Genomic DNA, 25,813 nt, shown 5'->3' on the forward strand with positions numbered 1-25,813 from the left:
TGTTTGTAATTGTAGTCAATTGTCGCGGTTAAGCAGCGTCCTTGTCAGTGACAGTATACATCAAGTTTCCGTCCCTGCCGTCAACGCTTTTGTCACCGTTTGTAAAGACAGCGACGGCGTGTCGCTATCAAGCCACGTCACATTATCCCAGCCTCTTAGCCAGGTTATTTGACGCTTGGCTAACTGGCGCGTCGCGCAAATCCCACGGTAAACGGCTTCATCATGGGTGCAACGTCCGGCCAAATAGTCCCACATCTGACGGTACCCGACACAACGAATCGATGGCAGATCGACATGCAGATCATCGCGTTCGTATAATGTGCGTACCTCTTTTTCAAACCCCGCGTCGATCATTTTATCGAAACGAAGCTCGATGCGGCGATGCAATTCGCCTCGATCCTGAGGCGCTATTGCAAATTGGTGTACCTGATACGGCAAAGGTTCACCTTTTTTTTCTGTTAATGCTGTTAGGGTCTGCCCACTGATCCGATAGACTTCTAACGCCCGCATGATTCTTTGCGGATCGTTAGGGTGGATCCGAGCGCCCGACACGGGATCAACCTCGCATAACTGAGCATGTAATGCTTCCCAACCATGCTGTTGCGCCTCGTTTTCTAACCCCTCACGGATATCAGGATCCGCACTCGGCAACGGCGATAGCCCTTCTAACAATGCTTTAAAATACAGCATGGTGCCTCCCACCAACAGTGGGATCTTACCATCGGCGACAATCGTCGCCATTTCTGTGAGCGCATCTTCACGAAAATCTGCCGCCGAGTAGGCTTGAGACGGATCACGAATGTCGATTAGACGATGCGGCGCTTGCGCTAATTCCTCCGCTGTCGGCTTGGCGGTGCCAATATCCATCCCGCGATAAATCAGTGCCGAGTCGACACTAATGATTTCTACCGGCAAGATCTGGCGCAGCGCAATGGCCAGATCCGTTTTCCCGGACGCGGTCGGTCCCATCAAAAAAATCGCTTTAGGCAGCGGATTAGTCATGCTGTAGTGCTTCTATCACTGAGGTCAGGTCGATGCGTTTAAAGTAGCGCTGGCGGCCCTTTTCTAACGCGTCCCCCTGCCAATATTGTTCAACGTCCGATACGGTTTGTACCGCTTGCGCAAGGCTGACTGGATCCGATGCTACTGTCAACTGCTTTGCCAGCCAACAGCACATACTCGCGCTGTGATCCATGTGGGATTGCTCAGGATCTAATTGCGCTAAAAACGCCAATAACGCAGGGATAAAAGCCTGTAAGTTATGCTGTCTTAGTGGCTGACAGACTGACATCACCATTAATTGCTGCCCTTTAGGGCGAATATGAATACCAAACTGGCCAAGTAACGCCTGATACTGGATCACGCGCTGACACTCTTCTGTAGAGGCAGATAATCGTTGTGGGATCAATAGAGGTTGCGTGACTAGCCCCTCACCCAGAGCGGGTTGTAGCACGCCTTGATGGCGCCAGCATTCTAACCGGTGATGATCGGCCAGCCATAATCTCTCACCCCATGCCATCAGCACATAGTGCTGCTCAACCACTGAAAGCACCTTCCCTAATCCAGGCTGACCCGTGCTCGTGGTTGTTGAGACGGTATCAAGAGCTGCCGGGACGCTGTCGAATGGCGACAAACTCGTCGCACGCGTTGGCGTGGCATCACCTAGGTCAGTCCCGGCATCCGGTTGGGGGGTCATCAATGCTTGATACGCTTGCGTCGCTTGCTTTGAGGGTGAACGAGAAGGAGCATCCGCTCTCCCCGGCCAGTCTGAACCGTGAGAAGGTCGGCCACGCGTTGGGCCGTCATCGGCGTGGTGCTTATACGCTGTATCACGCGACCAGGAAGCCGGTGATGCCCCGTCTTCCTGCCGTTTACCAGGGTAATCAGGGAACGCGTCAACCGCTTGTTGGTAAGGGTTGGGGTTGGCGGTCGCAGAGGCACGCGGCTGATAAGTGACCGCTTCTCTCACTTCGCCCGTCTCAGGATTCACACTGTGGTCTTCAGGTAACGACGCTTGTTGTAAGCCGTCATAAATGGCTTGATAGATAAAATCATGCACCAAGCGCGCCTGATGAAAACGGACTTCATGTTTCGCTGGGTGCACATTGACATCCACTTGATGCGGATCGACATCAATATACAGTACGAAAGCGGCGTACTGATCCCGTGCAAGGCTTTGTTCATAACCTTGGCGAATCGCGTGATTAATCAGCTTATCTTTCATCATGCGCTGATTAACAAAGCAATGCTGCATATCACTTTGCTGACGAGCACCTTCTGGTGTGCAAATCCAGCCTGTCAGTGCCATGTCGTGATGATGCAGGTCAATCCGCAACGCATGCTCAACAAACTTTTGCCCACAAATCGCCTTCACGCGGCGTAATGGATCGCCGTTTTCTGGCACACGTCGATACTGGCGCACTTGGGTACCGTTATGGCGCAGGTTGATGGTGATATCAAACCGGCTCAATGCAATGCGCCGCAGTAACTCATCAATGTGGCCAAACTCGGTTTTCTCAGTGCGTAAAAATTTGCGCCGCGCTGGGGTGTTAAAGAATAAGTCCACCACTTCAACGGTACAGCCAACCGGGTGGGCGGCGGGCTTTACATTCACCGCCATCTCTCGCCCCTCAGCAAACGCCGACCATGCTTCTTGCTGGTCAGCAGGGCGCGAGGTGATAGTAAGACGTGATACCGAGCTTACACTCGCTAGCGCCTCACCGCGAAATCCGAGGCTCATGATCGCCTCAAGATCATCCAAGCTGTGGATCTTAGACGTGGCGTGTCGACTGAGGGCAAGTTGCAGATCCGCTTTGCTGATCCCACACCCATTATCACGCACGCGGATCAGCTTGCTTCCCCCTTTTTCAATATCCACATCAATACGGGTCGCTCCCGCATCAATGCTGTTTTCGACCAGCTCTTTCACCACCGAGGCGGGACGTTCGACCACCTCCCCAGCAGCAATCTGGTTAGCAAGGCGCGCGGGTAAAATCTCAATCGCCATATCAGCTTCCTGGGATGATCAAGGTTTGCCCGACCGCCAGCGTATCAGAGCGTAATTCATTGGCGCGGCGGAGGCTCTCAATGGTCACTCCGTAATTGCTGGCAATTTTGCCAAGGTATTCACCGCGTTTGACTTTGTGTTTGACCGCTGGCGATGTCGCACCCGGCACTTTCAGCTTTTGCCCCACCCAGAGCGTGTCAGACTTCAAGTTATTCGCGCGGCGCAGCGTCGCCACCGAGACCTGATAATGCTCGGCAATTTTGCCAAGAAACTCTCCGCGACTCACGGTGTGCGTCAGCGTACGCGTTGACGTCGTTTTGCTGGTCTTGCCTGCTAATTTAGCGACATCAACATTGGGGATCGATAACACTTGGCCAACCCGCAAGGTATTGGAGGTTAATCCATTCGCCGATTTTATCGCGGCGACGGAACTCTTATATTTTTTGGCAATGACCGACAGTGACTGGCCGGCACTGACTTCGTGTTTTACCCCGTTTTTGCGCGCAGCAAACAAGGTGCCATCCGGCGGGAAGCGCTCAAAATAATTGCGAATACCATGATAGACCGCATCCGCGAGCCGGCGCTGATGATCCCGCTGAAATAGCAGGCGTTCTTCTTGTGGATTAGAGATAAAGCCAACTTCGACGAGCAAAGACGGTATGTCTGGTGACTTTAATACCGCGAGGCTGGCGTGCTCTGGACTCGATTTATGTAATTTGGTGACTTTGCCGAGCTCCTTTAGTACGCGTTTCGCAACATTAAAGCCTTCCTTTTGCGAGTTACTAAACTGCAAGTCCAATACCGCACGACTTAAGTATTCGTCCTCATTATTCTGTGCCAGCAAAGAGCCCCCACCCAACAAGTTAGATTGCTCTTCATGTTTTTCTATCCAACGACCAATTTCACTGTTCGCACGGCGACGAGAAAGTACCCATACCGATGCGCCACGAGGTTGTGGTTTATGGAAACCATCTGCGTGCACCGAGACCAATAAGTGGGCTTTGTGTTGACGCGCAATTTCAGACCGACGGTTCAAATCGACAAAGTAGTCCCCCGTCCGCGTTAAAACCGCACGCATGCCAGGAACAGCGTTAATGCGTGCCGCCGTTTGCTTAGCGATAGAGAGCGTGACATATTTTTCAAATTTACGGCTAGGCCCCACCGCACCGGGATCATTACCGCCATGCCCGGCATCGATTGCCACTACGATATCCTCGGTGCCAAAAGGCAATGCAGCCACCGTCTCACGTCGCTTCTTTTCAGCAACAGACAACGCGGGTTTATTTTTATCTACTTTCTTAGGATGGGGTAAATCAACCACCAGCCGGTGGCCATATTCTCCCCCGGGGGCGAGCGAGAAGATATGCGGCTTGGCACCGTCTTTTAACTCAAAAACTAACCGATACGTCGATGCCTCGGGCGGACTGCTCTTACGGATTTTACGCAAGATATCACTGCCTTTGACCGGCTTAGGTAAGCGCGTAGCCAGCTGGCTCTGCTTTAAATCAACCACCAGCCGATCGGGACGTGACAGTGAGAAATAGCTAAAATCCGGTTTATCTTCAAGATCTACCACCACCCGTGTCTCATTGGGGGCGGGCCATATCCGAATATTTTCAATCTTATTGGCCCAACTTGTTGCACTCAACAAACTGGCGATCATCAAGATGCAAAGCCGCTGCCACATCATGCTAGTCTTCCCATTCTAGACGGTCGATAATTGCGTTCCCAACGCGGGTATTCGCGTCAATAACCAGTTCACGCTGCTCACCGTCATAGCGCAGAGTAATGTCTAGATCGGCGCGCGGTAACCAGCCTTGGCCTTTTTCCGGCCATTCAATCAAGCAAAGCGCCTGATCATTAAAATAATCACGGATCCCCATAAACTCCAGCTCTTCCGGATCGCCCAACCGATAAAGGTCAAAATGGTATATGTGCCAGGGTGGCAATAGGTAAGGTTCCACGAGCGTATAGGTGGGGCTTTTCACATTCCCGGTATGTCCCATTGCTTGCACAAAACCGCGGCAGAAGGTGGTTTTGCCGGCGCCAAGATAACCGTGCAAGTAACAAGTGGTATTTTGCGTACATGCACGCGCCAACGCGGCACCAAACGCCACAGTGCGATCGGCATCAGTCAATGAGGTGGTAAAAGTCTGGGTCATACTACAAAGGGATCTCATCTTTATATGGGTATTCGTCGCACCTTGCATGGCTACCGCCACCCGTGCGCTAATCTACTAATTGTTGCAAATAGGGGAATAGATCGCTGGCCAATAACCCCCGTTCACCTGCCTCGGCCGCCTTATCACCCGCTTTGCCATGAAGATAGCACCCCAGAGCCGCGGCAGGAAATAAGTCTACGCCTTGCGCCAGAAGACTGCCTATGACACCCGACAACACATCGCCCATTCCCCCAGACGCCATGCCAGGGTTACCGACATTAGCAACAGCATAATTTGTGCCATCATATACGATTGTTCCCGCTCCTTTAAGTACGGCAACGCCACCATAACGCGTGTGTATCGCTTTGACGGCAGCAAAGCGGTCAAGTTCCACTTCTTTGGTTTCACAACCTAATAAGCGCGCCGCCTCACCGGGATGTGGGGTGAGGATCCAGTCATCGCGATGTTGTGGCTGCCGCGCTAACTTATTGAGGCCATCCGCATCAATCACCTTGGGCGTCCGGGCACTCATGGCGATCGTCCACAACGCATCCGACCACGCACTCTGGCCGAGTCCCGGGCCAATGACCAAATGTGTTGCCCATGCCAACGTCTCACTGAGTGATTGGCCGGGCTCCCAACCTTGCGTCATCAGTTCTGGCTGACGTGTTACCAGCATCAGGGTATGCGCTTTTTGCGTCACCACTTTGACAAGCCCGGCACCGGTTCTTAACGCCGCTTGCGCTGACAAGGCCACTGCGCCCCCCATGCCCTGGTCGCCCCCTAAACACAGGACGCGACCGAATTGTCCCTTGTGTGCGCTGCGTGAGCGTTTAGGTAAATGCTGCTCGACCCAGTCATCACGAACAAGGTAACCCGCAGGGGTGGACTGACGCGAGAATGCTGTCGCGACATTCAGGCCCGCAAACATTAACTCACCGCGATGGGCAACCGCTTGGCCGGTGAGCAATCCTTGCTTTAACGCAATCAAGGTGACGGTCACATCGGCGTCAATAGCCACGCCTTTCACACAGCCACTATTGGCACAAAGCCCAGAGGGAATATCTACTGCAACCACAGGTACCGCCGCGAGGTTGATGGCGCTGATCGCCTGAGCAAACTCCCCCTCCACGGCACGCGATAATCCGGTACCCAAGATAGCATCGACCACCACATCGAACTGGCTGATCGTTGGTGGGTGTTCAACATAGCTACCACCACAATCTTGCCACTCTTGCCAAGCGGTCGCCGCATCACCCTCCAGTTTGCTTGGTGTCACTAGCGACCACACGGTAACGCTTAACCCCGAGGATTTGGCAAGCCGCGCAATCACATAACCATCACCCGCATTATTACCGGCACCACATACGATTAATAGTCGAGCCGCATTGGGATAATGTTGATTGATACAGTCAAACACTGACTGCCCAGCACGTAGCATTAGCTGATACATGGGAATCGACAGTGCACGCGCGACCGCTTGCTCGCCTTCACGAACTTGCTCTGCGCGATAGAAACTCTGTGGTAAACTTGTCGCCATTAAGTGCCTCCATTGATTGTACTGCACCACCCAAGGCCTCAGGATCTATCGCTATGTCGCAACCCAAGCCCGATGCATCCATTGATTTCGACCAACTTGCCCAACGTATCAAGCAATGGGGGCAAGCGCTAGGCTTCCAGCAAGTGGGGATCACGGATGTTGATCTCAAGCAACATGAAGCGCAATTACAGCGCTGGCTCGACAACGGGTATCACGGTGAGATGGCGTGGATGGCCAGACATGGCATGATGCGTGCGCGACCGGACGAACTGGTGCCAGGCACAGTGCGCGTGATCAGTGTGCGGATGAACTACTTGCCGCCTAACGCGGGCTTTGCCCAAACACTGGCAAACCCTGATTTAGGATATGTGAGTCGTTACTCGCTGGGACGTGATTACCATAAACTGATTCGGAATCGACTCAAAAAGCTGGGCCAACAGATTGAGGCTGAAGTGGGCCCATACGGATATCGTCCTTTTGTCGACTCTGCACCTGTTTTAGAGCGCCCGCTCGCGGAGAAAGCCGGCTTAGGTTGGACAGGCAAACACTCCCTGATCCTCAATGATGAAACCGGATCCTGGTTCTTTCTCGGTGAGTTATTGGTGGATCTTCCTTTACCCGTCGACACCCCTGTCGAGAATCAGTGCGGTAAATGTGTTGCCTGCATGACCAGTTGTCCCACTCAAGCAATCGTCGCAGAAGGCGTGGTCGACGCGCGCCGCTGCATTTCCTACCTGACTATCGAATATGATGGCGTGATCCCCTTAGAGTTTCGCCATGCCATCGGCAACCGTATCTATGGTTGCGATGACTGCCAGCTGGTTTGTCCGTTTAACCGTGAGGCCGAGATCACCTTAGAGGCTGATTTTCATTGTCGCCCCAGCCTCGAGCAACAGCCACTCACCACGCTGTTCAACTGGGATGAGGAAACCTTCTTATCACTAACACAGGGGTCGGCGATACGTCGCATCGGGATCCAAAAATGGCGGCGCAACCTAGCGATTGCCATGGGCAATGCCCCCTTCAATCAAGCGATCATCGACAGTCTCAAGGCGCGGCTCGGTGAGGACAAGCTGGTTGACGAACATATTCACTGGGCGCTCAGCGAACAAGAGAAAAAACGACAGCGTATTGATGTCAAACCATTACCCACAGGGACGCGTCGTCTCGTGCGCATTATAGAAAAAGGATTGCCTCGTGACGCTTAATCGGAGGCTTACAAGCGGAAGATGACGCTATTCACATAATGTGGAAAACCGTCACGCAATGCGCATTTATGGTGCGCTTTTTGATAGTTAAACACATTGATGGTGCATTAAGCGAGCAAGATCACGTAAGTGAATAACACTGTGGAAAAGCGTTAGCTAACCTGAAAGAAAACCATGTATTTTTCTTATTTTACAAGCATTTAAGGTATGTTTGCGTTTATTTCACATGTGCAACATAGATACCGTGCCTGATGATAAGATAACCAGCACCGTACACAGCAACAAATCCATTAACTGGTTTATCCACAACGCTTTCTCTGTGGATAAGTCTGTGCAGTATTGGTAAAAACCGCGCCACCGTGCGCTTTCAGAGAAAGCATGGACGGATGGGATTTGTGTAAGAAATGATGCTTCACAGCATTAAAGATGGCGCTATCTTAAACGCCACACTGGTGGTTAACCAAGTGATTGGAGCGACACACGGGGTTCGAACCCGTGACCTCAACCTTGGCAAGGTTGCGCTCTACCAGCTGAGCTAGTGTCGCTTATTCCGAATTGTTGTTTGGAGCGACATACGAGGTTCGAACTCGTGACCTCAACCTTGGCAAGGTTGCGCTCTACCAGCTGAGCTAATGTCGCATTGCTGATGCATTACATCGCATTTTAATTTGGAGCGACACACGAGGTTCGAACTCGTGACCTCAACCTTGGCAAGGTTGCGCTCTACCAGCTGAGCTAGTGTCGCTTAGATCGACCTGATCAACATCAGATCGATATTAATTTGGAGCGACATACGAGGTTCGAACTCGTGACCTCAACCTTGGCAAGGTTGCGCTCTACCAGCTGAGCTAATGTCGCTTTCAACAGACGATTCACGTCGTTAGGGCTGCGAATTATACGAAGAAAAAACCGGGTTGCAAGTGCTGGTGAGCAATTTTTTGGTTTTTTCTTTTAATCGCTCAAAAGAGCATCAGATCGATGGCTGACCCATCAGATCGTTAAGATCCTCTCTCGATAGAAGCGTAATTCTGCAATTGATTCTCGGATGTCGTCAAGCGCTAAATGGGTTCCCTGTTTAGAGAAATCATTCAACACCTCAGGTTGCCATCGACGTACCAGCTCTTTTAACGTACTCACATCCACCGTACGGTAATGAAAATAGCGCTCGAGCGCTGGCATGTGGCGATAGAGGAAGCGTCGATCTTGCCCCACACTATTACCGCAAATCGGTGACGCGCCAGACGGCACCCATTGCGATAAGAAAGCGATGGTCTGCTCAATGGCGGTTTGCTCGTCAATATCACTCTGTTGTACGCGCGCCACTAAGCCAGACTGGCTATGGGTACGCGTGCACCAATCATCCATTTTGTCGAGCTCGCTTTGCGGTTGATGTACCGCCAGGACGGGCCCCTCAGCCAGAATATTCAACTGTGCATCGGTGACAATTGTCGCGATCTCAATGATCTTATGTGTATCCGGATCCAGCCCCGTCATTTCCAGATCAATCCAGATTAAATTGTTTTCACTGAACGCCATTGAACTTGCCTTTTTTATCGATAAACCATGTATCATACTGTGCTTGATATGAAAGCCAACTTAACCGATAAGAGTCAACGTGGCAAAAAAGAAAAAACTGACGAAGGGTCAACTGCGACGGGTAAGATCCAACCAACAACGCCGGATCAAAGAGAAAGATACCGATCTGCAATGGGAAGATGCCGCACTGGAATCCGCGCGGGAAGGGCGGGTTATCACGCGGTTTGGACAACATGCTGATATCGAAGATCCCGACACAGGTAAGATACACAGATGCAATATTCGTCGCACTGTCCATAGTCTGGTCACTGGCGACCGTGTAGTATGGCGACCCGGTAAAGAAGCGCTCGATGGCTTTGCTGGCGTTGTGGAGGCGGTGCATGAACGTGACTCCGTGCTCACTCGTCCCGATTATTACGATGGGGTCAAGCCCGTCGCGGCGAACATTGATCAGGTGGTGATCGTGGCCGCTATTTTACCCGAATTGTCGCTCAACATTATCGACCGCTACCTTATTGCCTGTGAAGCACTGGATATCGCGCCCCTGATTGTGATCAACAAAGTCGATTTGTTGGATGAAGAAGGCCATGAGATGGTCGATGATCTGCTCGATATCTATCGAGATATTGGTTATCCCCTCGTGATGGTCAGTGCGGACTCGGGCGAAGGCATGTCAGCGTTGATGACACACCTAGACCAGCATGTGAGCGTCTTTGTTGGGCAGTCCGGCGTCGGGAAGTCCAGTTTGGTCAATACCCTACTCCCCGATGTGCACGCGCATACGCATCAGGTATCGGAAAATTCAGGGCTTGGTCAACATACCACCACCGCCGCACGCTTGTATCATTTTGATCAAGGCGGCGATCTGATTGACTCCCCCGGCGTCCGTGAGTTTGGCTTATGGCATTTAGAACCGGAACAAATTGCTCATGGCTTTGTCGAATTTCGTGATTATTTAGGTGGCTGTAAGTTCCGCGATTGCAAACATGGCGATGATCCTGGTTGCCTACTGCGACAAGCGGTCGAAGACGGACACATTAGTGTCGAACGTTTTGATAGCTACCATCGCATCATTGAGAGCATGAAAGAAGCCAAAGACAACCGTCAGTTCTCGCGGAATAAACAACACTGAGCGATTGTCACTTTACTGACAGATTCGCTACACTGCGCGCCAATAAAAGGCACGTCACTGACATCAACAACCCGATAATTGGTTAGGACTACACTGTGCGAGACGATTTGAAAGTCGGCCTACAATACCTTACGCCGAAACACGCGTTGACCCGATTGATGGGGAAACTTGCTAACTTGAAAGCGGGTTGGTTCACCACCGCTGTGATCAAATGGTTTATCAAGCAATATCACGTGGATATGAGCGAAGCAAAAGTGAGCGATCCCAGCCACTATCGCACCTTTAATGATTTTTTCGTTCGCGAGCTGAAGCCGGCGCTGCGCCCCATCGATGGCGACGAGGCAACGCTGGTCTTTCCGGCTGACGCCTGTGTCAGTCAAGCAGGCGCGATTGAACAGGGCCGCCTGATTCAAGCCAAAGGCCATAGCTTCTCTCTGACCGAGTTAGTGGGCGGAGATGACACGCTTGCGGCGCAATTTGACCAAGGCGAATTCGCCACCTTGTACCTTTCTCCTCGCGACTATCACCGCGTTCACATGCCGTGTGACGGTGTGTTGCGAGAGATGATTTATATTCCTGGCGATTTGTTTTCAGTGAACCCACTGACGGCAGAAAACGTGCCAAACCTCTTTGCGCGGAATGAGCGCGTCGTGTGCGTCTTTGATACCGCGTTTAGCCCCATGGCACAAATATTGGTCGGCGCCACCATTGTTGGCAGTATCGAAACCACGTGGGCCGGGACGGTGACCCCGCCAACCGGTGGCAGTATTCGTCGTTGGCAATATCCAACCGACGGTGAGCAGGCGATGCACTTTGCTCAAGGAGAGGAAATGGGCCGATTCAAACTGGGCTCTACCGTGATTAACCTCTTCCCGAAAGGGGCGGTACGCTTTGATGACGCCGTCTTACCTGGTGAGCCGACACAATTGGGGCAAGCTTACGCACACCGCCAGCACTAACGTCCCGCTAAAAACCTGAGAAAAATGTGAAATATGGGGCATTTATGCCCCTTTTTTGTGTCGAAATTCGGATATTTTTCCCGTTAATCCAAGATAAAGCGCCGTATGATACGGATATTCCATTACTGATAATAAGGCGCACGCGACTCTTCGCGTCTAAGGCGGAACGCGCTCGCCCATCCATGACGAAGGAGCGTATTTGTGGTTAATGCTCGTTTTATCAAATTGCTGGTCGCCCTCGGCTTACCGCTGTTACTACTGTTAGTCCCTACCGATTGGTTACCCATTGCTAACCTCACTATCATTCAGCACCGTTTGTTAGCGATATTTCTGATGGCGGCCTTGCTGTGGGTCCTTGAGCCTGTGCCGGTGTTTTCAACCTCGTTGCTGATCATTACCCTGCAGTTGGTGATGATATCCGATAAAGGCTTACACTGGTTTCGCGGTATCACACTGCATCATCCTCGCGGAGACTTAATTCCTTATACCGACATTCTCAGCGCCTTTTCATCCCCTATCATTATTCTGTTTATGGGCGGGTTTTCACTGGCTATTGCCGCATCAAAATATGAACTCGACATCAATTTGGCACGTGTGCTGTTGAGGCCGTTTGGTCACCACCCTAAATTTATCATGCTTGGCCTGATGCTGATTACCGCGGTATTTTCGATGTTTATGTCAAACACTGCCACCACGGTGATGATGCTGGCCCTATTAACGCCAATTATCGCGGTGTTACCCAAAGGTGATCCTTTGGTCAAGGCACTCGTGCTTTGTATTCCCGTGGCAGCGAATACCGGTGGCATTGCCACACCTATCGGCACACCACCTAACGCTATTGCCTTACAGTATTTAACGGGGGAGTATAAAGTCTCTTTTCTGGGTTGGATGCAGATGGGCCTGCCTTTCGTGATCGTTCAGCTCACCTTCGCCTGGTGGCTATTACAACGGCTCTTTCAGAGTCAACAAACCCGCGTGAACCTCGCTTTAGAAGGGCGTTTTTTACAAAGCTGGCAGGCTTACACTGTCTATATCACCTTCGCCCTCACGATCGTGCTGTGGCTCACCACCAGTTTGCATGGCATGAATACTTATGTGGTGGCGGTGATCCCACTGGCGATTTTTACCCTCACTGGCATTATTGGTAAGCCAGAGCTCAAACAAATTAACTGGGATGTGTTGTGGCTGGTCGCTGGCGGGATTGCCATGGGGATCGCGCTCGACCAAACCGGCCTAGCCGCGGCGCTCGCTCATGCGGTCGATTACAGCCTGCTTACCGCCATGACGGTGCTGGTTACCTTGTCGATTATCTGCTGGCTGATGGCGAACTTTATGTCCAACACAGCCACCGCTAACCTCTTAATGCCGATAGCTGCGGCCATCGCGACCTCCATGCCCGCACTGGGAAGCATTGGCGGTATGCAGGGGCTATTGATTGTGGTCGCTTTTTCCGCTTCCTTGGGGATGATACTGCCGGTCTCGACGCCACCCAACTCCCTAGCATATTCAACCGGATTTATCAGCAGTCAAGATTTGGTCAAAGTCGGTATCATCTTAGGCATAAGTGGCTTAGGCCTAGTTTATACCGCTGTCCTCTTACTCACATGACAATCGTTTAACGATTGAGACACAAAACGATAGATTCGCCCCAGAACGAGAAAATTGATATTTTTCATCCGCTAAAAATGGGATAACACTGATGATGTGAGTAAGACAGCCAGCTGAGCTTTGAGGATAAATCCACTTTTTGCAAAATTCTTTATCCCTCATCGACTCAAGCTTTCTACAATTAAGCAGACACTCAATAAGAAAGTGTCATCAAAACGTGGTAGTACGAGGGATCTTTAATGAAATTCACCATCAAGACCAAAATATTGCTTGCTGTTGCTTTGGTCGTTGCCTTAGTCAGTGCAGTACAGGCATGGTTTTCGGTTAACCAATTGGAACAAGAGACGCAGCAAAACGTCACTGAGCAAATGCGCGATGTCGGTCTTTCCACCAGCAACTTTATCGAAGAGTGGCTAGATATCCGCAGTGACATGCTAGTCGCCAATGTGCCACTGATTGCGACCCAGCCGAATGTCGATCGTGAATTATTGCTGACCAAGCGCCAGGGTAACTTTCTCACCGTTTACGCCGGCTTTGCAGACGGCTCGATTGCTTATGGTGACAAAACAGAAAGCTGGCCGGCCAATTATGACCCGCGGACTCGACCTTGGTACAAACAAGCCAACGCCGCCAATGAGCTCATTATCACACCACCTTATGTCGATGCCAATGGTGCCGGGATGGTGATCAGTTTTGCCAAATCGTTCAATCAACGCTTTGAGGGCGTTATCGCGGCGGATCTCTCCGTTGACGCTATTGTGCAAGAAGTGCTCAACGTGCGGTTACCCAACCAAGGTTTCGCCTTTTTGGTGGACGGGAATAACAATGTCGTCGCTTATCGGGATACCGCGCTCAGTACCAAAGCGCTCACCGAGGTTGACGATGAGCTCACCCCCGCTTTTATCCAAAAGGCTCGTAACAGTGACGCACTCGCGAGCATTACCTTTGACGGTGACGGAAGAGAAAAGCTGCTCGCCGTGACGCCCGTTGAAGGCGCTGACTGGAGCCTTGGCGTGGTACAAGACAAAAAGTTGGCGTTTGCGTCTGTCTCAGAGCAGATTGTGTCCACCTTGGTCACGTCAGTGATTCTCTTTGTGATCATTGCATTGATTGCCGGCGCCCTTATCCACCGGATGTTAGCCCCCCTGACCCAACTGACACAGGCAGTGAGCTCGCTGTCAAAAGGCAGTGGGGATCTGACTCAGCGCCTTGATATTGTCCGTAAAGATGAAATCGGTGAGCTAGCCGGGCACGTCAATGCGTTCCTTGAGCAGTTACAAGCGATGATAGGCCGCAGCGTCACCCAGAGTGTCACCTTATCGGATCGCGCAGACCAATGTCGCAATCTTGCTCACCAGTCCAGTAGCTTGGTGGGGCAGCAACAAGGCGATGTCGATCAAATTGCTACCGCCATCCATGAGATGTCGACCACCGCCAACGAAGTTGCGAGTAACGCTGAACAAACCGCTCGCTCTGCCCAAGAAGCGGAGAGCTCTTGCCGTGATGGATTAGAGGTGGTGGAGAGCAACCGTGATGCCATTACCCAACTGGCGGAGCAAGTGGAGCAAGCGACGGATGTGATTCGAGAGTTGGATACCAATTCACAAAGCATCAACCAAATCATCTCCACCATTCAGGATATTGCTGAACAAACCAACCTACTCGCGCTTAACGCCGCCATTGAGGCCGCCCGAGCCGGCGAACAAGGTCGTGGCTTTGCTGTCGTCGCCGATGAAGTGCGTGTATTGAGTCAGCGTACTCATGACTCCACGGAAGAGATCCGTAACATGATTGAAACGCTACAAAACACCACTCAACGCGCGGTGGATGGCATGACCCAAAGTAATGATATGGCGACCTCAAGTGTCGAGCGCGCGGCCTCAGCGAGCGAGAAACTCAACGAAATCACTCGTGCAATTGGCGACATTTCTGAGATGGCGGCACAAATTGCCAGCGCGGCTGAAGAGCAACGTGCGGTGACCGAGGATATCAACCGCAATACCCAAGCGGTGCGTGACCTATCGTTAGAGATCCACCAAAAATCCAATGAAACGGGCGAGCAAGGTGAGCAAATGGCGCAAGATGCGCAAGAAATGCACAACGACCTCTCCAAGTTCAAAGTATAACCTGAGCCACTGCAGTCTGCCTGCCTGGGTAGGCAGACTGTCACTGGCAGAAAGATCACAGATTCATCCATCTTCTTGCGCTTTGCCGCTGTTGTGACCGCATTTTGTCTTATCGATCCAACTTTAGTGCAAACGTTGCGTATACACTTGTGACACTTTTCAAGCAGATGGAAATGTGTCTATGCCCAAGCCAACCATTAAGCTAAAAATCATTGTGGCGATTGCCTTTATCGTGGCCTTGGTCAGTGCGGTACTTGCCAGCATTTCTGTGCGTCAACTCCAAAGCGAGACGACCAGCAGTATCACCAAGCAAATGCATGATGTCGGGGATGCCACCGTCCAGTTTATCGATAGCTGGCTGAGTACGCGCGCCGATATGCTATTGGCAAACGAGTCACTGATCGCCAATAAGGCTAATGTGGATCGCGAGCTTCTTGTCACCAAGCGAGCGGGGCATTTTCTCTCCGTATATGCCGGCTTTGAAGATGGCCGTATCGCCTACGGTGATAAAAGCGAAGATTGGCCCGCCGACTATGATCCGCGCACTCGCCCTTGGTATCAAAGCGCCAGTGACGCCAATGGCTTAATCATTACCGAGCCCTATCAAGATTTCGACGGCAGTTTGGTGGTCAGTCTCGCCAAGGCCTTCAATGGCCAATATCAAGGCGTGCTGGCTGCCGACGTCACCGTCACCGATATTGTCGAGCAAGTGTTAAATTTGAAACTCAGTAATGGCTTTGCCTTTCTCGTCGATGGTGACAACCGCTTAGTGGCGTATCGCGACACAGATCTCAGTCGCCAACCCCTCACTGAGCTGGATGAAGAGCTCACCCCGACATTTATGGCCAATGCAAGCGCACAACGCCAACTCACCACCTTTGAGCTCAATGGCAAAGAAAAGCTACTCGCGGCTATCGAAGTACCCAATACCGATTGGACCTTGGGTATCGTTGAAGACAAGACGCAAGCCTACGCCTCAGTATCAGAGCAAATTACCTTTGTGCTGATCGCCTCAGTGATTTTGTTTATTGTGATTGCCTTTGTCGCCGGCGCGTTAATCAAACAACTGCTAAAGCCATTAGGCGAGCTGACAGGGGCCGTGCGCACGCTCTCTGCAGGTGAAGGCGATCTGACGCAAAGGATCAACATCGCCCGCCAAGATGAAATTGGCGAATTGGCTGAATACGTCAATGCCTTCCTCGCTCAGCTCCAGCAAATGGTGGGTAAAGCAGTGAACCAAAGCATGACGCTGTCAGAAAGCGCGGAAGAGTGCCGCACCCACGCCCTGCAATCCAGCCAGTTGGTTGATAAACAGCAAAATGACGTTGACCAAATAGCGACAGCTATCCACGAAATGTCGACCACGGCCAACGAGGTGGCCAGTCATGCTGAAGATACGGCCTCATCGGCGCAACAAGCGGAGCAGTCATGCCAAGAAGGGTTGAGCGTGGTCGGCGATAACCGCAATGCCATCACTCAGTTGGCCGAGCAAGTGGAGCGAGCCACTAATGTGATCCGCGAGCTGGATGAAAATGCACAGAGTATTAACCAAATCATCGCGACGATTCAAGGGGTGGCAGAACAAACCAACTTGCTTGCCCTAAACGCGGCGATTGAGGCAGCGCGGGCAGGCGATCAAGGGCGCGGTTTTGCGGTAGTCGCCGATGAAGTGCGCGTGCTCAGCCAGCGTACCCATGACTCCACCGAAGAAATTCGCAACATGATTGAGACGCTGCAGCACACCACGCAGCGCGCGGTCGATGATATGACTCAGAGTAACGAGATGGCGACATCAAGTGTGGAGCGCGCCGAAGCGGCCAGTGAGCGCCTGAATCAAATCACCAGCGCCATTGGTACTATCTCAGAAATGGCGATTCAAATTGCTAGCGCCGCCGAGGAGCAGCGCGCGGTCACTGACGATATCAATCGCAATACCCAAGCGGTGAAAGATCTATCTTATGAGATCCACCAGCAAGCCAGTGCTACCGGCAATCAGGGAGAAAGCATGGCGCAAGCCGCGCGGGATATGCATCAAGATCTGTCAAAATTTAAAGTCTAGGTGAATGCCCTTTCAGACGCCGCCGCAAGGCGGCGTTTTTCTTATGGCGCTACGCGCGTGAGACAGGAAACGCGGTCACCGCATCAATGTGATCACAACCGAGCGCGAGCATCACAAGACGATCGATCCCTAGCGCGACCCCTGCGCAATCAGGTAGGCCACTTTCCAGCGCTGACAACAAGTGCTCATCGATAGGTTGTGGTGGTAGACCGCGAGCCACACGTGCCGCATTATCCGCCTCAAACCGCTGTCGCTGCTCGTTGGCGTCTTGCAACTCATAAAAGCCATTGGCCAGCTCAATCCCTCGGTAATACACCTCAAACCGATGCGCAACACGCGTGTCTGCTTCGCTGATTTTAGCCAGCGCGGCTTGCGATGCCGGAAAGTCATAAATAAAGGCGGGCGCCTGCTGGCCAATATTCGGCTCCACCATCACCGAGAAAAGCAGCTGCAGCAAGGTATCTTTGTCGGTTTCATCCTGAGTGATATCGGTGAGCCCTTGGGTGGCAGCCAGTGCACGCAACTGATCAATCTCCGCAGTGAGAGGGCACAGTCCGGTGAGAGATTCAAACGCCGTTTGATAGCTCATCCGTGTCGCAGCTTGGCACCTCAGCACCTGTTGTAACAAGGCATCCATTTCGTCCATCAAGTCATGGTGGGTATAGCCAGGTTGATACCACTCCAACATCGTAAACTCGGGGTTATGGTAGCGCCCCGCTTCTTCATTCCGAAACGCTTTGCTGATTTGATAAATAGCCCCACTTCCAGCGGCTAATAGCCGCTTCATATGGAACTCTGGACTGGTCATGAGGTGCAAGGCGACGCCGTCAGCAAACCCCGGTCCCACCAAAGACGTTGTGAAACTATGAAGGTGCACATCGGTCACCGCCGCTTGACTCAGTGCTGGGGTATCCACTTCCCATACATCACGAACGGCAAAAAATTGACGGATACGGGCTATGATCGCAGCGCGCTTTTTTAGTTGTGACACGCTTGCCGTTGGCTGCCACCGATTCCTCTCACTCATACGTTTACCCTTGCGCTCTCTGATGGCGCCAGTCTATCGCTGCCGCCTGGAATGACAAGTGCTCACCACTGCTGTCACACAACAATGATGTGTCACACGACGCATTTTCTTGGTGAGTATTTCTCATTTTTACAAGAGAGGCAGGCACTTAACGACTAACATCACACTTTTATGCAATTTAACACCCATGCCCGCAAAATCACGGCAATTCCCCGACTGAGTCAATTTTTACTGTGCGTAGATTGCCTACCATGACAGCAGAACAATAAACAAGCCAAGCACTGGCTTTCCCTACACTGGAGGATGAACGTGCAGACCCTCACCACAGACATTGCAGTTATCGGCGCTGGTGGCGCTGGACTGCGCACGGCCATTGCGGCCGCTGAAGCTGACCCTTCTCTCAATATTGCGCTGGTGTCTAAGGTCTACCCCATGCGCTCCCACACCGTGGCCGCAGAAGGTGGATCGGCTGCCGTCATCAAGGACGAAGACAGCCTAGACAACCACTTCAACGATACCGTGAGCGGTGGCGACTGGTTATGCGAACAAGATGTCGTCGATTACTTTGTCAAACATTGTGCCCATGAAATGGTACAACTCGAGCAATGGGGCTGCCCTTGGAGTCGAAAAGACGATGGCAGTATCAATGTTCGTCGGTTTGGCGGTATGAAAGTGGAGCGTACATGGTTTGCTGCCGATAAAACCGGCTTCCATATGCTCCATACCCTATTTCAAACCTCGACCAAATACCCACAAATCCAGCGTCTCGATGAATACTTTGTGATTGATTTGATTATCGATGACGGGCAAGTACAAGGCTTGATTGCCTTGCACATGGCAGAAGGCGAGCTGGTCTGTATTAAAGCCAAATCGGTGGTGTTAGCCACTGGCGGTGCGGGACGCGTGTACAGCTGCAATACCAATGGTGGGATTGTCACCGGGGATGGCATGGCCATGGCTTATCGCCACGGTATTCCGCTGCGTGATATGGAATTTGTCCAATATCACCCCACAGGACTGCCTGGTACGGGGATCTTAATGACCGAAGGCTGCCGTGGCGAAGGTGGCATTATTGTCAACAAAGACGGCTACCGCTACCTGCAAGATTATGGACTCGGGCCAGAAACACCCGTCGGTCAACCGAAAAACAAATACATGGAGCTCGGCCCACGCGATAAAGTCTCACAAGCCTTTTGGCATGAGCAGCAAAAAGGCAATACCATCAAGCACACGCTCGGTGACGTTGTTCATCTCGATTTACGTCACCTCGGCGAAGACTATATTCAAGAACGGCTGCCGTTTATTTGTGAGCTCGCCAAAGCCTATGTCAACGTTGACCCCGCCAAAGAGCCGATCCCAATTCGTCCCACGGTGCACTACACCATGGGTGGCATTGAAACGGATGCCCAAACCGAAACGCGCGTTAACGGCTTATTTGCGGTTGGTGAGTGCTCCTCCGTCGGTTTGCACGGCGCGAATCGACTCGGCTCAAACTCGCTCGCTGAATTGGCGGTATTTGGTCGTTTGGCGGGTGAAGGCGCAGCAAAACGGGCAGCGGCCTTCACAGATTGGAATCAAGCGGCGATTGATGCCCAGATTCAGAACGTCAAAGCGCGCATTGATCAGTTGCTGAGCAATCAAGGCGAAGAAAACTGGGCGGATATTCGCAAAGAGCTTGGCGAGACAATGGAAGCGGGCTGCGGTATTTATCGTCGCGAAGATCTGATGCAAGCCACCATTGATAAAATCGCGGAACTCAAAGCACGCTATCAGCATGTTGCCATCCAAGACCAAGGGAGTGTGTTCAATACTGACCTACTCTATGCCATTGAAGTGGGCTATGGCTTGGAAGTGGCCGAAGCTATGGCACATTCTGCTATCCAGCGTAAGGAGTCTCGCGGGGCCCACCAACGCCTTGATGAGGGCTGTACCGAGCGTGACGATGAAAACTATCTCAAGCACACCTTAGCTTTCTACCAACCTGACGGCCGTCCTCGCATTGATTATGGCGATGTCAAAATCACCAAGTCACAACCACAAGCGCGGTTGTATGGTGATGCGGCAGAACGCGCCAATGGTGGCAATGTTGACTCAAAAGAGGAGCACGCATCATGACGCAAACTACCTACCAGGTCTCAGTGCTCAGATACGATCCGGCAACGGATGATGCGCCTTACTCGCAGTCTTTCGTTGTACCCGGCGATGAAACCATGTCGGTCTTGGATGCGCTGGGGTATATCAAAGACAACCTCGATAAGTCGCTCTCTTATCGCTGGTCGTGTCGCATGGCCATTTGTGGCTCATGCGGGATGATGGTCAATGGCGTGCCCAAGCTCGCTTGCAAAGCGTTTTTACGTGATTACGCCAAAGGGGTGGTGATTGAGCCTTTGGCTAATTTTGCGATCGAAAAAGATCTCGTTGTCGATATGACGCCCTTTATTGAGCGCCTTGAAGCGATAAAGCCCTATATCTTGGGTAATGATCGTCGCCCTGAAGACGGGCCCAACACGCAAACGCCTGAACAAATGGCACGCTACAAACAGTTTGCCGCTTGTATCAATTGCGGCTTATGCTACGCCGCCTGTCCTCAGTTTGGTCTCAATCCCGACTTTCTTGGTCCTGCTGCGATCGCGCTGGCACACCGCTATAACCTTGACAGTCGAGACAAGGGGAAAGCCCAACGCATGCCTCTGATTAATAGTGATAATGGCGCATGGGGGTGCACTTTCGTCGGCTACTGCTCAAAAGTGTGTCCGAAAAGTGTTGATCCTGCGGGTGCGGTTAACCAAGGCAAGGTGGCTTCCACCCAAGATATGGTGATTGCCATGTTTAATCCTAATAAAGATGGGCAGGAGGTAAGAGGATGAGTAATCGCAAACCCTATACACGCCCCATGCCTCGTACTTGGTGGCTCGAACATCCGTTCTACCGCTTTTATATGGTGCGAGAAGCGACAGTACTGCCTTTGGTCTTTTTCACGCTTAGTCTCACCGCTGGGTTAATTTGCTTGGTTCAGGGACCGCAAGCGTGGCAAAGCTGGCTGGATTATATGGCCCACCCGGTTGTGATTATCTTGAACCTGGTTGCCTTGGTCGCCAGCCTGTTTCATGCCACCACATTTTTTAGCATGATGCCGCAAGTGATGCCGATTCGCATTAAAGGCAAACTGCTCGACGGTAAATGGGTGGTTGGTGCGCAATGGGCCGCGGTCGCGGTGATCTCACTGATTGCTCTAGTGCTCATTTAGGAGGTGTTATGATCGATCCCAAACCCAAACGTTCTGATGAGCCCATTTGGTGGAGTTTATTTGGCGCCGGGGGGACCTGGTTCGCGATGTTTACCCCGGTGACTGTCTTGATTCTGGGGGTGCTCATCCCACTTGGCGTTATTGACCCATCCGCATTGAGCTATGACCGTGTGATGATGTTTGCTGATCACTGGCTGGGCAAATTGCTGATCCTCGCCACGCTGGCGCTACCAATGTGGCACGCCATGCACCGCATTCATCACGGGCTGCATGATTTGAAGCTGCATGTGGGGTTAGCAGGCAAAGTGGTGTGCTATGCCATCGCTTTTGCCGTCAGCATTGCCGCCGTGCTGTTGGTGCTTGTCATTTAACGAACACCGACGGCCCGTCATAATAAAAAAGCCCTGGCCTATATCAGCTCAGGGCTTTTTCGCGGTATCGTTACTTAACCCGTCCAACGTACTCACCCGTACGGGTATCGACTTTAATCACTTCGCCGATTTGAATAAACAAAGGCACGCGAACCACAGCGCCTGTGCTCAGTGTCGCTGGCTTACCACCCGTGCCTTGCGTATCACCTTTCAAACCTGGATCGGTTTCCGTCACTTCGAGTTCAACGAAGTTAGGTGGAGTAACCACGATAGGGTCGCCATTCCACAGTGTAAGCGTACAAGTGTTGTTCTCGACTAACCACTTGACGTTATCACCCACTGCGCTCTCATTAGACGCAATTTGCTCAAAGGTTTCATTGTTCATGAAGTGATAGAATTCACCGTCTGTGTACAGGTAATCCATATCGACTTCAATCACGTCGGCCGCTTCAACGCTGTCACCCGATTTAAATGTTTTCTCTAGTACTTTACCGGAGATCAACTTACGGATTTTGACACGGTTAAAGGCCTGACCTTTGCCTGGCTTTACGAATTCATTTTCGGTAATGACACACGGCTCGTTATCGAGCATAATTTTCAAACCGCCGCGGAATTCATTAGTGCTGAAAGACGCCATCTTGATCCTCTTAACATCTTCGAGTTTTCACAAATGTCGCACATCATAACCCGAATCCAGCCTGCTGTTGAGCGAAACTGGATCAAAGAACTCGCAGAGGCGATCACAGATCCCAGTGAACTGCTGCAAACGCTTGAAATTTCACCAAAGGGGTGGGAGGCCGGCTTTGCCGCGCGCCGTTTGTTTACACAGCGCGTCCCACGTAGTTTTGTTGCCCGAATGGAAAAGGGCAACCCTAATGACCCGCTGCTTAAGCAAGTGCTACCAGTGGCAGACGAGTTTACTGAGGTTGACGGGTTCAGCGCTGACCCACTGGAAGAGCAAGATAATGCGATTCCTGGCTTGTTACACAAGTACCACAACCGTGTGTTGCTGATCGTTAAGGGAGGCTGTGCCATAAATTGCCGTTATTGCTTCCGCCGCCATTTCCCTTATCAAGATAACAAAGGCAGCAAACGCGTGTGGCAAGGGGCGCTGGATTATATCGCCGCTCATGCAGAGATAGACGAAGTGATTTTATCTGGTGGTGATCCGCTGATGGCAAAAGACGAGGAGCTCGATTGGCTCATCAGTGCTATCGAGCAAATAACGCATGTTAAACGGCTGCGTATTCACTCTCGCTTGCCCGTAGTGATCCCTGCGCGCCTCACTTCCGCACTGACCGAGCGCTTATCGCGCTCGCGTTTACAAGTGGTAATGGTCACCCACATCAACCATGCCAATGAGATCGATGACGAATTAAGCGACAAACTCCACGCATTGCGACAAGCGGGGATCACGCTGCTCAACCAAAGCGTGCTTCTCAAAGGCGTGAATGATAGTGCGGATGCGTTGGTGGCACTGAGCCAACGACTGTTTGAGGCTGGCGTTTTGCCTTATTACCTGCATGTATTGGATAAAGTTCAAGGCGCCGCCCACTTTTTAGTCTCGGACGATGAAGCGCGCGCATTAGTGCAAGACATTATCGGCCAGCTTTCAGGCTATTTGGTCCCCCGACTGACCCGAGAAATTGGCGGGCGAGCCAGTAAAACCCCGCTTGATCTACATTTAGAGTGAATAATCAGTAACTTAATTAATATACGCTGTTGATTTATTTTTAATTTAATGGCTTATTAAAAAGAAAGCTCACCACAAGGATGTGTTATGTCTCTGATTATTCGTCAATACCACGCCGACGACATTCCGGCGATACGTGATATCTATGCGCAACCCAAGGCCCAAGCGGGCACCTTACAACTACCGATGCCAAGCCTCGCCATGTGGGAAAAACGGCTTAATAACGTGCCAGATGGCGTATACCCATTGGTTGCCGAGCTAGAAGGTAAAGTGGTCGGCAACCTAGGCTTAGTCATTGCCGCGAACCCGCGCCGTCGCCACGTCGCAGATATTGGCATGGGCGTTCATGATGCTTATCAAGGCCGCGGCATTGGTAGTGCACTAATGGAAAAAGCGATCGATTTAGCCGAAAACTGGTTGAATATGTCACGGATCGAGTTGACCGTATACACAGATAACACAGCGGCTATCCATCTCTATCAACGCTTTGGCTTTGAGATTGAAGGCACCGCCAAACAGTTTGCGTTCCGCAATGGCGAGTTTGTCGATGCCCATTATATGGCACGTAATCGCTAACCAAGCCATTCAGGCATGCTATCGGGCTTAGCGTAGCTCAGACGACCAACACGATCAGTGGTATGGTAGCTGTCTAAGCCACTCAAAGCGACGGAGCCTGCTTGCTCAATATCGACAAAACCATCATGGCTGATACAGCTATCTGGAACATGTGCCTCAATGATCTCACCCACCAACAGGTGGGTGCCATTGATCGCCATAGTGTGCTCTTCACGAAGAATGAGACCAAGACGTATAGCAGCCTCTTGAACATAAGGCGCATTAATGCGCTCGCGCCATAAAGGAGTCAACCCCACTTGCTCAAATTCAGACACGCCGTGTGGGTAGCGTGCTGACGTTTGATGCGCCGCGACAACCATCTCCTTTTGAACATGGTTGAGAGTATAAACACCTGTTTCTCTGATATTTGCTAACGTATCTCGCGGGACGGTATCAGGGCGGATAATCACCCCCATCAACGCAGGGTTTGCCCCTAAGTGAAACGCAGAACTCACAATGCATAGATTTGTCTGCCGACTCGTATCACTTGTTCCCAGTAGGTTCGCCGATTTAAAACCTGACAAGCTATTGACGAACGCCGCACGGTAGCGCTTCTCCATGGCCAATATATCATCTCTTTCATACACGCTTAGGGACATAAGTATCCTTATTCAAGTTGGCACCGCTGGCAACGGGCTTGGCCCGTTAACAACGCAGATATTCGATAACGATGGCGGGCGAAAAACAAATAGGCTTTATCCGCAAACCAGGCAATGCCAGGCCTACGTAACCACTTAACCCAATGCCCTTTGCCTACCGCTTGCCATGCAGCATAAGTAGCATCTAAACCATACACCATCTGTCCTTGACTATCTTTGGCGTGCAAAATGCGATTAGCGGCATTGGGATCCACATCGGGGAAACGTGCTGCAAAATCGGGATGATGGATATCTTCCAGTATGAGCTGTTGGTTTTTATCCCAACGTGACAGCTTGCGCATTTCCTTGACGCATAACGGGCACAAACTGTCATAAAATAGCGTCACCATAAACGTCCCTCCTAATTTCGTTTTAATACGCATAACGACATCGGTACGATCAGGTGTTTACGCCTATCCAGCATGGATAAAACCCACGTCAGCCAGTACTCAGCATAGCGATCCAAGCCTTATACGGCCTATTAGGTAGTCAGAAATGTGGAAAAGTGTCGGTTGGTGTCTGTGTGATAGGCGTTTTGAAGCGAGGCGCATAGGGCTGATACACCCTCAAGATACAAAAAAGCCCCGACCGTGAGGTCAGGGCTTGGTGTTTTCTCATCAAAGTCTTACATCTATTTGCTTTGATGATTAAATTGCGAGCTATGCGCAATGAGTTTTGAAGCGAGACGCACAGTGTATGCCAATACATGAGCATCGCAGCTATCAAAAATCGCAAGCAATAGGCGCAATTTATAATCAAAGCCTGGCGATGTCCTACTCTCACATGGGGAGACCCCACACTACCATCGGCGCTGCTTCGTTTCACTACTGAGTTCGGCATGGAATCAGGTGGGTCCAAAGCGCTATGGTCGCCAAGCAAATTCGG

22 protein-coding genes, 4 tRNA genes and 1 rRNA gene are annotated in these 25,813 nt (G+C 51.5%); 12 read left to right on the forward strand and 15 right to left on the reverse strand.

Annotated features, from left to right (window positions below):
- Positions 1-60 precede the first annotated feature (60 nt).
- From miaA to EHW58_RS09575, 5 genes are all read right to left on the reverse strand, one after another.
- Complete coding sequence (miaA, locus tag EHW58_RS09555) at positions 61-1,002, reverse strand: tRNA (adenosine(37)-N6)-dimethylallyltransferase MiaA (RefSeq protein ID WP_152796121.1); 942 nt, start codon at positions 1,000-1,002, stop codon at positions 61-63.
- Entirely contained in the window at positions 995-3,007 is a 2,013-nt protein-coding gene (gene mutL, locus EHW58_RS09560) for a DNA mismatch repair endonuclease MutL (protein WP_152796123.1), read from the reverse strand. Before mutL ends, miaA begins: the two co-directional genes overlap by 8 nt.
- A 1-nt stretch (position 3,008) precedes the next feature.
- Positions 3,009-4,697, reverse strand: coding sequence for a LysM peptidoglycan-binding domain-containing protein (locus tag EHW58_RS09565; protein ID WP_152796125.1), 1,689 nt, complete (start codon positions 4,695-4,697; stop codon positions 3,009-3,011).
- Position 4,698: 1 nt separating this feature from the next.
- Positions 4,699-5,169: a tRNA (adenosine(37)-N6)-threonylcarbamoyltransferase complex ATPase subunit type 1 TsaE gene (gene tsaE, locus EHW58_RS09570; RefSeq protein ID WP_152796127.1), complete on the reverse strand. Its 471-nt coding sequence runs from the start codon at positions 5,167-5,169 to the stop codon at positions 4,699-4,701.
- A 67-nt stretch (positions 5,170-5,236) separates the two neighbouring features.
- A complete protein-coding gene (locus EHW58_RS09575; protein ID WP_152796129.1) occupies positions 5,237-6,709 on the reverse strand; it encodes an NAD(P)H-hydrate dehydratase in 1,473 nt (490 codons plus the stop codon).
- 80 nt (positions 6,710-6,789) lie between these two features.
- On the opposite strand from EHW58_RS09575, the gene queG reads away from it, so the two are divergent.
- On the forward strand, positions 6,790-7,917 hold the full coding sequence (gene queG, locus EHW58_RS09580; protein ID WP_158010030.1) for a tRNA epoxyqueuosine(34) reductase QueG: 1,128 nt from the start codon (positions 6,790-6,792) through the stop codon (positions 7,915-7,917).
- Between the two features lie 469 nt (positions 7,918-8,386).
- Here queG and EHW58_RS09585 read toward each other — a convergent pair.
- The 5 genes from EHW58_RS09585 to orn form a co-directional block, all read right to left on the reverse strand.
- Positions 8,387-8,462 (reverse strand) — tRNA-Gly (locus tag EHW58_RS09585).
- An 18-nt stretch (positions 8,463-8,480) separates the two neighbouring features.
- Positions 8,481-8,556 (reverse strand) — tRNA-Gly (locus EHW58_RS09590).
- Positions 8,557-8,586: 30 nt separating this feature from the next.
- Positions 8,587-8,662: transfer RNA gene (locus EHW58_RS09595), tRNA-Gly, on the reverse strand.
- A 37-nt stretch (positions 8,663-8,699) separates the two neighbouring features.
- A tRNA-Gly gene (locus EHW58_RS09600) sits at positions 8,700-8,775 on the reverse strand.
- Positions 8,776-8,907: 132 nt separating this feature from the next.
- Positions 8,908-9,453, reverse strand: coding sequence for an oligoribonuclease (orn, locus tag EHW58_RS09605; protein WP_046074388.1), 546 nt, complete (start codon positions 9,451-9,453; stop codon positions 8,908-8,910).
- 79 nt (positions 9,454-9,532) lie between these two features.
- Between orn and rsgA the strand changes: the two genes are divergently transcribed.
- The 5 genes from rsgA to EHW58_RS09630 all read left to right on the forward strand — a co-directional run bounded on the left by rsgA (position 9,533) and on the right by EHW58_RS09630 (position 17,337).
- The gene (rsgA, locus tag EHW58_RS09610; RefSeq protein ID WP_046074389.1) at positions 9,533-10,585 is read left to right on the forward strand and encodes a small ribosomal subunit biogenesis GTPase RsgA; all 1,053 of its coding nucleotides are present in this window, start codon (positions 9,533-9,535) and stop codon (positions 10,583-10,585) included.
- A 158-nt stretch (positions 10,586-10,743) separates the two neighbouring features.
- Entirely contained in the window at positions 10,744-11,544 is an 801-nt protein-coding gene (gene asd / locus EHW58_RS09615; protein WP_152796160.1) for an archaetidylserine decarboxylase, read from the forward strand.
- Positions 11,545-11,745: 201 nt separating this feature from the next.
- On the forward strand, positions 11,746-13,152 hold the full coding sequence (locus EHW58_RS09620; RefSeq protein ID WP_172970026.1) for an SLC13 family permease: 1,407 nt from the start codon (positions 11,746-11,748) through the stop codon (positions 13,150-13,152).
- 239 nt (positions 13,153-13,391) lie between these two features.
- Positions 13,392-15,278, forward strand: a complete 1,887-nt coding sequence (locus EHW58_RS09625) for a methyl-accepting chemotaxis protein (protein WP_077667695.1) — start codon at positions 13,392-13,394, stop codon at positions 15,276-15,278.
- 181 nt (positions 15,279-15,459) lie between these two features.
- Entirely contained in the window at positions 15,460-17,337 is a 1,878-nt protein-coding gene (locus tag EHW58_RS09630; protein ID WP_152796131.1) for a methyl-accepting chemotaxis protein, read from the forward strand.
- A 49-nt stretch (positions 17,338-17,386) separates the two neighbouring features.
- Here the strand turns inward: EHW58_RS09630 and epmA are convergent, their stop codons facing one another.
- Positions 17,387-18,364: an elongation factor P--(R)-beta-lysine ligase gene (gene epmA / locus EHW58_RS09635; RefSeq protein ID WP_152796133.1), complete on the reverse strand. Its 978-nt coding sequence runs from the start codon at positions 18,362-18,364 to the stop codon at positions 17,387-17,389.
- Between the two features lie 309 nt (positions 18,365-18,673).
- Here epmA and frdA point away from each other — a divergent pair, with 309 nt between their 5' ends.
- The 4 genes from frdA to frdD are packed head-to-tail and all read left to right on the forward strand — an operon-like array spanning position 18,674 to position 21,982.
- Positions 18,674-20,479, forward strand: coding sequence for a fumarate reductase (quinol) flavoprotein subunit (gene frdA / locus EHW58_RS09640; protein ID WP_077667701.1), 1,806 nt, complete (start codon positions 18,674-18,676; stop codon positions 20,477-20,479).
- Entirely contained in the window at positions 20,476-21,231 is a 756-nt protein-coding gene (locus tag EHW58_RS09645) for a succinate dehydrogenase/fumarate reductase iron-sulfur subunit (protein WP_069361570.1), read from the forward strand. Before frdA ends, EHW58_RS09645 begins: the two co-directional genes overlap by 4 nt.
- A complete protein-coding gene (frdC, locus tag EHW58_RS09650; RefSeq protein WP_046074396.1) occupies positions 21,228-21,611 on the forward strand; it encodes a fumarate reductase subunit FrdC in 384 nt (127 codons plus the stop codon). Before EHW58_RS09645 ends, frdC begins: the two co-directional genes overlap by 4 nt.
- Before the next feature lie 8 nt (positions 21,612-21,619).
- Positions 21,620-21,982: a fumarate reductase subunit FrdD gene (gene frdD, locus EHW58_RS09655; protein WP_046074397.1), complete on the forward strand. Its 363-nt coding sequence runs from the start codon at positions 21,620-21,622 to the stop codon at positions 21,980-21,982.
- A gap of 70 nt (positions 21,983-22,052) precedes the next feature.
- Here the strand turns inward: frdD and efp are convergent, their stop codons facing one another.
- Entirely contained in the window at positions 22,053-22,619 is a 567-nt protein-coding gene (gene efp / locus EHW58_RS09660) for an elongation factor P (protein WP_046074398.1), read from the reverse strand.
- 33 nt (positions 22,620-22,652) lie between these two features.
- On the opposite strand from efp, the gene epmB reads away from it, so the two are divergent.
- Together epmB and EHW58_RS09670 are read left to right on the forward strand one after the other, a co-directional pair.
- The gene (epmB, locus tag EHW58_RS09665; protein ID WP_152796138.1) at positions 22,653-23,675 is read left to right on the forward strand and encodes an EF-P beta-lysylation protein EpmB; all 1,023 of its coding nucleotides are present in this window, start codon (positions 22,653-22,655) and stop codon (positions 23,673-23,675) included.
- A gap of 87 nt (positions 23,676-23,762) precedes the next feature.
- Positions 23,763-24,251, forward strand: coding sequence for a GNAT family N-acetyltransferase (locus EHW58_RS09670; protein ID WP_152796140.1), 489 nt, complete (start codon positions 23,763-23,765; stop codon positions 24,249-24,251).
- On the opposite strand, the gene EHW58_RS09675 is transcribed toward EHW58_RS09670, so the two are convergent.
- The 3 genes from EHW58_RS09675 to rrf all read right to left on the reverse strand — a co-directional run bounded on the left by EHW58_RS09675 (position 24,248) and on the right by rrf (position 25,804).
- Positions 24,248-24,889 (reverse strand): flavin reductase family protein, encoded by a 642-nt coding sequence (locus EHW58_RS09675; protein ID WP_046074401.1) that lies wholly within the window; start codon positions 24,887-24,889, stop codon positions 24,248-24,250. The two genes, EHW58_RS09670 and EHW58_RS09675, sit on opposite strands and share 4 nt — an antisense overlap.
- Before the next feature lie 8 nt (positions 24,890-24,897).
- Positions 24,898-25,278, reverse strand: coding sequence for a thiol-disulfide oxidoreductase DCC family protein (locus EHW58_RS09680; protein ID WP_152796142.1), 381 nt, complete (start codon positions 25,276-25,278; stop codon positions 24,898-24,900).
- 410 nt (positions 25,279-25,688) lie between these two features.
- Positions 25,689-25,804: ribosomal RNA gene (gene rrf, locus EHW58_RS09685) — 5S ribosomal RNA — on the reverse strand.
- Positions 25,805-25,813: the final 9 nt, after the last annotated feature.

Origin of the sequence: Salinivibrio sp. VYel1, assembly GCF_009377945.1 — a bacterium.
Taxonomy (GTDB): domain Bacteria; phylum Pseudomonadota; class Gammaproteobacteria; order Enterobacterales; family Vibrionaceae; genus Salinivibrio; species Salinivibrio siamensis.

What these genes read in the sequence shown, in the direction of transcription:
- EHW58_RS09625 (WP_077667695.1), top strand. Translation starts at nt 13,392, where the DNA reads ATGAAATTCACCATCAAGACCAAAATATTGCTTGCTGTTGCTTTGGTC.
- EHW58_RS09680 (WP_152796142.1), bottom strand. Translation starts at nt 25,278, where the DNA reads ATGGTGACGCTATTTTATGACAGTTTGTGCCCGTTATGCGTCAAGGAA.
- EHW58_RS09645 (WP_069361570.1), top strand. Translation starts at nt 20,476, where the DNA reads ATGACGCAAACTACCTACCAGGTCTCAGTGCTCAGATACGATCCGGCA.
- epmB (WP_152796138.1), top strand. Translation starts at nt 22,653, where the DNA reads ATGTCGCACATCATAACCCGAATCCAGCCTGCTGTTGAGCGAAACTGG.
- frdD (WP_046074397.1), top strand. Translation starts at nt 21,620, where the DNA reads ATGATCGATCCCAAACCCAAACGTTCTGATGAGCCCATTTGGTGGAGT.
- EHW58_RS09630 (WP_152796131.1), top strand. Translation starts at nt 15,460, where the DNA reads ATGCCCAAGCCAACCATTAAGCTAAAAATCATTGTGGCGATTGCCTTT.
- EHW58_RS09670 (WP_152796140.1), top strand. Translation starts at nt 23,763, where the DNA reads ATGTCTCTGATTATTCGTCAATACCACGCCGACGACATTCCGGCGATA.
- miaA (WP_152796121.1), bottom strand. Translation starts at nt 1,002, where the DNA reads ATGACTAATCCGCTGCCTAAAGCGATTTTTTTGATGGGACCGACCGCG.
- asd (WP_152796160.1), top strand. Translation starts at nt 10,744, where the DNA reads ATGGGGAAACTTGCTAACTTGAAAGCGGGTTGGTTCACCACCGCTGTG.
- EHW58_RS09675 (WP_046074401.1), bottom strand. Translation starts at nt 24,889, where the DNA reads ATGTCCCTAAGCGTGTATGAAAGAGATGATATATTGGCCATGGAGAAG.
- mutL (WP_152796123.1), bottom strand. Translation starts at nt 3,007, where the DNA reads ATGGCGATTGAGATTTTACCCGCGCGCCTTGCTAACCAGATTGCTGCT.
- orn (WP_046074388.1), bottom strand. Translation starts at nt 9,453, where the DNA reads ATGGCGTTCAGTGAAAACAATTTAATCTGGATTGATCTGGAAATGACG.
- EHW58_RS09565 (WP_152796125.1), bottom strand. Translation starts at nt 4,697, where the DNA reads ATGATGTGGCAGCGGCTTTGCATCTTGATGATCGCCAGTTTGTTGAGT.
- EHW58_RS09575 (WP_152796129.1), bottom strand. Translation starts at nt 6,709, where the DNA reads ATGGCGACAAGTTTACCACAGAGTTTCTATCGCGCAGAGCAAGTTCGT.
- epmA (WP_152796133.1), bottom strand. Translation starts at nt 18,364, where the DNA reads ATGAGTGAGAGGAATCGGTGGCAGCCAACGGCAAGCGTGTCACAACTA.
- frdC (WP_046074396.1), top strand. Translation starts at nt 21,228, where the DNA reads ATGAGTAATCGCAAACCCTATACACGCCCCATGCCTCGTACTTGGTGG.
- tsaE (WP_152796127.1), bottom strand. Translation starts at nt 5,169, where the DNA reads ATGACCCAGACTTTTACCACCTCATTGACTGATGCCGATCGCACTGTG.
- efp (WP_046074398.1), bottom strand. Translation starts at nt 22,619, where the DNA reads ATGGCGTCTTTCAGCACTAATGAATTCCGCGGCGGTTTGAAAATTATG.